Below are 6,891 nucleotides of genomic sequence, written 5' to 3'. Positions count from 1 at the left end.
CCGCCCTCGCCGACGCCCTGCGGGGAACCGGGCTCCGCACCGTACGGGCCCCGCTGAACGTCGCCGACGCACGCGAGGCCGCCCACCTGGCCCTCGCCGCCCCCGGCCCGCGCCCCACCGCGGTGATCTGCGACGACGACATCCTCGCCGCCGGCGTCAGCAAGGCCGCGCACCGCCTCGGACTGCGCGTCCCCGAAGACCTCTCGGTCACCGGCTTCGACGACATGGCCCTGGCCACCGCGGTCGAACCCGAGCTCACCACCGTCCGGCTCCCCGCCGAGGAGTTCGGCAGACGGGGCATGGAGGCGCTCCTCGCCGTCCTCGCGGGCGAACCGGCCCCACCGGTCACTCTGCCCGTGGCCCTCGTCCCGCGCGGCTCCACGGGCCCCGCACCGGCCCCCTGAGCGGCGCCACGCCGAACGGCCCCCCGGCTTGCCCGACCGGCCCGCGCAGAGGGCCGAGGGCCCCGGCCCGCGCCTCCGCGAGCCCGGGTGCACCGAAGGGGCCCCGGTCCGCTCGCGCGCGGACCGGGGCCCCTTCGGGTACCGCCGACTACTCCTCGGGAGCCTCGTCCGAGGGCTCGTCCGTCTTCGCCGCCGCCGCGTTGTCCGCCTCCAGGAGACGCGACAGCTGACGGCCGACGATCCGCTTGAACTTGCGCTGCTGCGGACGCGTACGGTCCAGGACCGCCACCTCCAGGCGCTCCGCGGGGATCTCCCGCTCGGTGCCGTTGGTGTCCCGCGACAACGCCTGCACGGCCAGCTTCAGGGCCTCCGCGAGCGACATGCCGTCCCGGTGCCGCTGGTCAAGGAAGGAGCTGATCTGCTCCGCGTTCCCGCCGACCGCGACCGAGCCGTGCTCGTCCACGATCGAGCCATCGTGCGGCAGCCGGTAGATCTGGTCGCCCTCCGCCTCGGAGCCGACCTCGGCGACGACCAGCTCCACCTCGTACGGCTTCTCCCCCGCGCTGGAGAAGATCGTGCCCAGGGTCTGGGCGTAGACGTTGGCCAGGCCGCGCGCGGTGACGTCGTCCCGGTCGTAGGTGTAGCCCCGCAGGTCGGCGTAGCGCACGCCGCCGATGCGGAGGTTCTCGTACTCGTTGTACTTGCCGGCGGCCGCGAAGCCGATCCGGTCGTAGATCTCGCTGAACTTGTGCAGGGCACGGGACGGGTTCTCACCGACGAAGACGATGCCGTCGGTGTACTGGAGGACGACCAGGCTGCGGCCGCGGGCGATGCCCTTGCGGGCGTACTCGGCCCGGTCGGCCATGGCCTGCTGGGGTGAGACATAGAACGGCGTGGACACCGGCTACCGTCCCTTTCTTCCGGTCTGAAGGGCTTCTACGGGCGACGAACGGTCAGAGCAGGGCGGCGCGCGGCCCGTCGGGCTGCTCCAGACGCCGCTCGGTGACCGATCGGGCCAGCTCGGAGGACTCCGCCTCGGTGAGCCTGCGGAAGCCCTCGTCGGTGATGACGGTGACGATCGGGAAGATCCGGCGGGCCATGTCGGGACCACCGGTCGCCGAGTCGTCGTCCGCCGCGTCGTACAGCGCCTGCACCACCAGGGTGGTGGCCTGCTCCTCGGTCAGGTCGGAGCGGTACAGCTTCTTCATCGAACCGCGCGCGAAGATCGAGCCGGAGCCCGTGGCGGCGAAGCCGTGCTCCTCGGAGCGGCCGCCGGTCACGTCGTACGAGAAGATCCGGCCCTTCTCCTTGCCCTCGTCCCAGCCCGCGAAGAGCGGCACGACGGCGAGCCCCTGCATGGCCATGCCCAGGTTGCCGCGGATCATGGTGGAGAGACGGTTCGCCTTGCCCTCCAGGGAGAGCGTCGCGCCCTCCACCTTCTCGAAGTGCTCCAGCTCCAGCTGGAACAGCTTGACCATCTCCACGGCGAGACCGGCGGTGCCGGCGATGCCGACCGCGGAGTACTCGTCGGCCGGGAACACCTTCTCGATGTCCCGCTGCGCGATCATGTTCCCCATGGTCGCCCGCCGGTCACCGGCGAGCACGACGCCCCCGGGGAACGTGGCGGCCACGATGGTGGTGCCGTGCGGCGCCTCGACGATCCCCTCGGGCAGCTTCCGGTTCCCCGGGAGCAGCTCCGGCGAGTGATCCGCCAGGAAGTCCATGAACGAGGACGACCCCGGCGTCAGGAAGGCCGCCGGCAGACGCCCGGTGCTTCGAGGGTTGGCTTCCACGCGATTCCTTCCGGTGGGACAGTCGGCCGGCCGTGGGAAGCGCCGGCTGATCTTGGATGCTGTGCACGGACCTTACCCGTGCCACCGCTTGTCATCCGTCCCCGGACCCACGGCTTTCGCCAGGGTTCCGGGGACGGAGGACGACAGGCGCGTGGGGCGGCTACTCGCCGCCCTTCTGGACGAAGCTTCGAACGAAGTCCTCTGCGTTCTCCTCGAGCACGTCGTCGATCTCGTCCAGGACGGAGTCCACGTCGTCGCTCAGCTTCTCCTGGCGTTCCTTGAGGTCGGAGCTCGCCTCGGTGGTGGTCTCCTCGACCTCCTCCGTGGATCGCGTCGCCTTCTGCTGTCCGCCGCCGGTGTCCTTGGTCGCCATATCCCTCACCCCGCTCGAATCGGCCCGCTCGGTTGAGTCCTTACAAGATCAGACCCTATAGGTCGGGTCTGACTTCGGCCCCGCAGTTTCCACAACGCCCGGGCACTGATTCCATGATTCCCAGTGCCGGGGCATTTCAGGCCCCCACCGGGGCCCCGGTTCAGCCGCCGGAAAGCACCCGCACCAGTTCCTCCGCCGTGCGGCAGCGGTCCAGGAGCGATTTCACGTGGGCCTTGGTGCCGCGCAGCGGCTCCAGGGTCGGGACGCGCTGGAGGGAGTCCCGGCCGGGCAGGTCGAAGATCACCGAGTCCCAGGAGGCCGCGGCGACGTCGTCGGCGTACTGCTCCAGGCAGCGGCCCCGGAAGTAGGCCCTGGTGTCCTCCGGAGGCGCCGTCTCGGCCCGCTCCACCTCGGCCTCGTCCAGGAGCCGCTTCATGCGCCCGCGGGCCACCAGACGGTTGTAGAGGCCCTTGTCGGGGCGTACGTCCGCGTACTGGAGGTCCACCAGGTGCAGCCGGGCCGCGTCCCAGTCCAGGCCGTCGCGGCGCCGGTAGCCCTCCATGAGCTCCCGCTTGGCGACCCAGTCCAGCTCGCCGGCGAGGCTCATCGGATCGGTCTCCAGACGGCCCAGGGTGTCCTCCCAGCGGGACAGGACGTCCTTGGTCTGCTCGTCCGCGTCGTCGCCGTACCGCTCCTCCACGTACTTCCTGGCCAGCTCGAAGTACTCCATCTGGAGCTGGACCGCGGTCAGTGTCCGGCCGCTGCGGAGCGTGATCAGGTACTGGAGCGTCGGGTCGTGCGAGACCTGGTGCAGGGTGCGGACCGGCTGGTCGACGGCGAGGTCGACCGTGATGAAGCCGTCCTCGATCATGGAGAGGACGAGGGCGGTGGTGCCGAGCTTCAGATAGGTGGAGATCTCCGAGAGGTTCGCGTCGCCGATGATCACGTGCAGGCGGCGGTACTTCTCGGCGTCGGCGTGCGGCTCGTCCCGGGTGTTGATGATGGGCCGCTTGAGGGTGGTCTCCAGGCCCACCTCGACCTCGAAGTAGTCGGCGCGCTGGCTGAGCTGGAAGCCGTTCTCCCGGCCGTCCTGGCCGATGCCGACCCGTCCCGCGCCGGTGACGACCTGGCGGGAGACGAAGAAGGGGGTCAGGTGGCGCACGATGTCCGAGAAGGGGGTCTCCCGCTTCATCAGGTAGTTCTCGTGCGTGCCGTAGGAGGCGCCCTTGTTGTCGGTGTTGTTCTTGTAGAGGTGGATGGGCTGGGCCCCGGGGAGCTGGGCGGCGCGCTCGGCCGCCTCCGCCATGATCCGCTCGCCGGCCTTGTCCCAGAGGACGGCGTCGCGCGGGTTGGTGACCTCGGGCGCGCTGTACTCGGGGTGGGCGTGGTCCACGTAGAGCCGGGCCCCGTTGGTGAGGATCACGTTGGCCAGGCCGATGTCCTCGTCGGTGAGCTGGCTGGAGTCGGCGGCCTCGCGGGCGAGGTCGAAGCCGCGGGCGTCCCGCAGCGGGTTCTCCTCCTCGAAGTCCCAGCGGGCGCGGCGCGCCCGGTGCATCGCCGCCGCGTAGGCGTTGACGATCTGGGACGAGGTGAGCATGGCATTGGCGTTCGGGTGTCCGGGGACGGAGATCCCGTACTCCGTCTCGATGCCCATTACTCGCCGTACGGTCATGCGGCCCTCCTTGCCCGGCGGCGCTCACTGTGCGCGACTCGGCGGTACCGAAGAGCCTAGAGCGGCTTCGCGCTGGTGGGGAGATCAGTTGCGGTATTTCCCTGTTTTCCTGTGATGCCGGGGGAAATGCTGGATGGAATGCGTCGGCTGCGGATGCCCGGTTTCCGGACATCCGCAGCCGGTGGGCGTTTTACAGGTACTGACCGGTATTGGCCACCGTGTCGATGGAGCGTCCGGTGTCCGCGCCCTGCTTTCCGGTGACGAGTGTGCGGATGAACACGATCCGCTCGCCCTTCTTTCCGGAGATCCGGGCCCAGTCGTCGGGGTTGGTGGTGTTGGGCAGGTCCTCGTTCTCCTTGAACTCGTCCACGCACGCCTGGAGGAGGTGGGAGACCCGGATGCCCTTCTGGTTGTGGTCGAGGAAGGCCTTGATGGCCATCTTCTTGGCCCGGTCGACGATGTTCTGGATCATCGCGCCGGAGTTGAAGTCCTTGAAGTACAGGACTTCCTTGTCGCCGTTGGCGTACGTGACTTCGAGGAAGCGGTTCTCCTCGGATTCCGCGTACATCTGCTCGACGACGGACTGGATCATTCCGTGCGCGGCGGCCTCCTTCGAGCCGCTGTGCTCGGAGATGTCGTCCGCGTGGAGCGGCAGGCCGGCCGTGAGGTACTTCGCGAAGATGTCCTTCGCCGCCTCCGCGTCCGGACGCTCGATCTTGATCTTCACGTCGAGTCGGCCGGGCCGCAGGATCGCGGGGTCGATCATGTCCTCGCGGTTGGAGGCGCCGATGACGATGACGTTCTCCAGGCCTTCCACGCCGTCGATCTCGGCGAGCAGCTGGGGGACGATGGTGTTCTCCACGTCCGAGCTGACACCGGAGCCGCGGGTGCGGAAGAGGGATTCCATCTCGTCGAAGAAGACGATGACGGGGGTGCCCTCGCTCGCCTTCTCCCGGGCACGCTGGAAGACGAGGCGGATGTGCCGCTCGGTCTCGCCGACGTACTTGTTGAGGAGCTCGGGGCCCTTGATGTTGAGGAAGTAGGACTTCCCCGCGGGCTGGCCGGTCACCTCGGCGACCTTCTTGGCCAGGGAGTTGGCCACGGCCTTCGCGATCAGCGTCTTGCCGCAGCCGGGCGGGCCGTAGAGCAGGATGCCCTTGGGCGGCCGCAGTTCGTGCTCCTTGAAGAGGTCCGGGTAGAGGTAGGGGAGCTCGACCGCGTCGCGGATCAGTTCGATCTGGTTGCCCAGACCGCCGATCTTGTCGTAGTCGACGTCCGGGACCTCTTCCAGAACGAGCTCTTCGACCTCGCTCTTGGGGACCACCTCGTAGACGTAGCCGGACCTGGAGTCGAGCAGCAGGGCGTCGCCGGCGCGGATGGTGATGTCCAGCAGGGGCTCGGCGAGCCTCACCACCCGTTCCTCGTCGGTGTGCCCCACCACCAGGGCGCGCTCGCCGTCCTCGAGGATCTCCTTGAGGGTGACGATGTCCCCGGCGCGCTCGAACTCCATGGCCTCGACCACGTTGAGCGCTTCGTTGAGCATGACTTCCTGGCCGCGCTTGAGCTCTTCGAGCTCGATGCTCGGGCTGACGTTCACCCGGAGCTTGCGGCCCCCGGTGAAGATGTCGCACGTGCCGTCCTCGTTGGCCTGCAGGAAGACACCGAAGCCGGCCGGCGGCTGCGCGAGCCGGTCGACCTCCTCCTTGAGGGCCACGATCTGGTCGCGGGCCTCACGGAGCGTGTTCGCCAGACGTTCGTTCTGCGCGGACACGCCGGCCAGGTTGGTCTGCAGCTCGACGATCCGCTCTTCGAGAATCCTCGTGTGGCGCGGAGAGTCGGCGAGCTTGCGGCGCAGGACGGCGATTTCCTGCTCGAGATAGGCAACCTGACCGGCGGGGTCTTCAGACCCCCGCCCCGGCCGGATGCCGCGGTTGATGTCGTCGTCGTGGGCTGCCACGGTCCTCACCTCCTCCAAGGGGAGCTGGACGCTTCCTGACCCTACCTGCGTGGGTGGTGATTGAAACCCCTAGATCAAAAAGACTCCGGGGTGTGTCCGATCTTCACCCTTGCGCTTCCCCTCTCGCCAGGGGAATACCCACCCTTCACCACTTGAAAGCGGGCGGTTGTATCGTCGTCATCGGTCAACACCCGTCAGGGGTGGCCCGACTTATCGCGCGAAGCAGAAACGGCAGGAGATATGACCGTGCAGCACGAGGCCCCGGCGACGGGCGCCGAGGAGGCGCTGGAGGTCTGGATCGACCAGGACCTGTGCACCGGGGACGGGATCTGCGCGCAGTACGCTCCCGAGGTCTTCGAGCTCGACATCGACGGGCTCGCATATGTGAAGAGCGCCGACGACGAGCTGCTCCAGGACGCGGGGGCCACCACGCCGGTGCCTCTTCCGCTGCTCCAGGACGTGGTGGACTCCGCGAAGGAGTGCCCGGGCGACTGCATCCATGTGCGCCGGGTCGCGGACAAGGTCGAGGTGTACGGCCCCGACGCCGAGTGACGGCCGGGGGCCGGTCCGTCGGACGGGCCCCCTGGGGGCTGTCCGGGGGATCGGGGCCGGACGGGTCGTGGCGTCCGGTGCGCGGGGTCTCCCCGGGCCCGCAGGGCCTGGGGCCCGTCCGGCCCCGATCCCCCGGACAG

The 6,891-nt window shown here is 69.1% G+C and carries 7 protein-coding genes; 2 read left to right on the top strand and 5 right to left on the bottom strand.

The features are described 5' to 3' along the window. On the top strand, nucleotides 1-404 hold a 404-nt coding region (locus CCN56_RS34755; protein ID WP_179200089.1), incomplete at its 5' end, for a substrate-binding domain-containing protein. 148 nt (nucleotides 405-552) lie between these two features. On the opposite strand, the gene prcA is transcribed toward CCN56_RS34755, so the two are convergent. The 5 genes from prcA to arc all read right to left on the bottom strand — a co-directional run bounded on the left by prcA (nucleotide 553) and on the right by arc (nucleotide 6,199). Further along, nucleotides 553-1,305 carry a proteasome subunit alpha gene (prcA, locus tag CCN56_RS34750; protein WP_041128377.1) on the bottom strand — a complete coding sequence of 251 codons (753 nt, stop codon included), beginning with the start codon at nucleotides 1,303-1,305 and terminating at the stop codon, nucleotides 553-555. Between the two features lie 52 nt (nucleotides 1,306-1,357). Further along, nucleotides 1,358-2,197 carry a proteasome subunit beta gene (prcB, locus tag CCN56_RS34745; protein ID WP_041128378.1) on the bottom strand — a complete coding sequence of 280 codons (840 nt, stop codon included), beginning with the start codon at nucleotides 2,195-2,197 and terminating at the stop codon, nucleotides 1,358-1,360. 160 nt (nucleotides 2,198-2,357) lie between these two features. Continuing rightward, nucleotides 2,358-2,570, bottom strand: a complete 213-nt coding sequence (locus CCN56_RS34740) for a ubiquitin-like protein Pup (protein WP_015032443.1) — start codon at nucleotides 2,568-2,570, stop codon at nucleotides 2,358-2,360. A gap of 160 nt (nucleotides 2,571-2,730) precedes the next feature. Beyond that, nucleotides 2,731-4,242: a depupylase/deamidase Dop gene (dop, locus tag CCN56_RS34735; RefSeq protein WP_086831785.1), complete on the bottom strand. Its 1,512-nt coding sequence runs from the start codon at nucleotides 4,240-4,242 to the stop codon at nucleotides 2,731-2,733. 190 nt (nucleotides 4,243-4,432) lie between these two features. After that, on the bottom strand, nucleotides 4,433-6,199 hold the full coding sequence (gene arc, locus CCN56_RS34730; RefSeq protein WP_041128380.1) for a proteasome ATPase: 1,767 nt from the start codon (nucleotides 6,197-6,199) through the stop codon (nucleotides 4,433-4,435). A gap of 240 nt (nucleotides 6,200-6,439) precedes the next feature. On the opposite strand from arc, the gene CCN56_RS34725 reads away from it, so the two are divergent. After that, nucleotides 6,440-6,751, top strand: a complete 312-nt coding sequence (locus CCN56_RS34725) for a ferredoxin (protein WP_086831784.1) — start codon at nucleotides 6,440-6,442, stop codon at nucleotides 6,749-6,751. Nucleotides 6,752-6,891 lie beyond the last annotated feature (140 nt).

It is taken from the genome of Streptomyces sp. NRRL B-24572 (assembly GCF_002156145.1).
In the GTDB taxonomy this organism is placed as follows: domain Bacteria; phylum Actinomycetota; class Actinomycetes; order Streptomycetales; family Streptomycetaceae; genus Streptomyces; species Streptomyces vietnamensis.
This window is presented reverse-complemented; position numbering and strand designations above follow the sequence as displayed.

Bases quoted from the DNA above. Each gene is read 5' to 3' on its own strand.
- CCN56_RS34740 (WP_015032443.1), bottom strand. From the start codon at position 2,570: ATGGCGACCAAGGACACCGGCGGCGGACAGCAGAAGGCGACGCGATCC.
- CCN56_RS34725 (WP_086831784.1), top strand. From the start codon at position 6,440: ATGACCGTGCAGCACGAGGCCCCGGCGACGGGCGCCGAGGAGGCGCTG.
- dop (WP_086831785.1), bottom strand. From the start codon at position 4,242: ATGACCGTACGGCGAGTAATGGGCATCGAGACGGAGTACGGGATCTCC.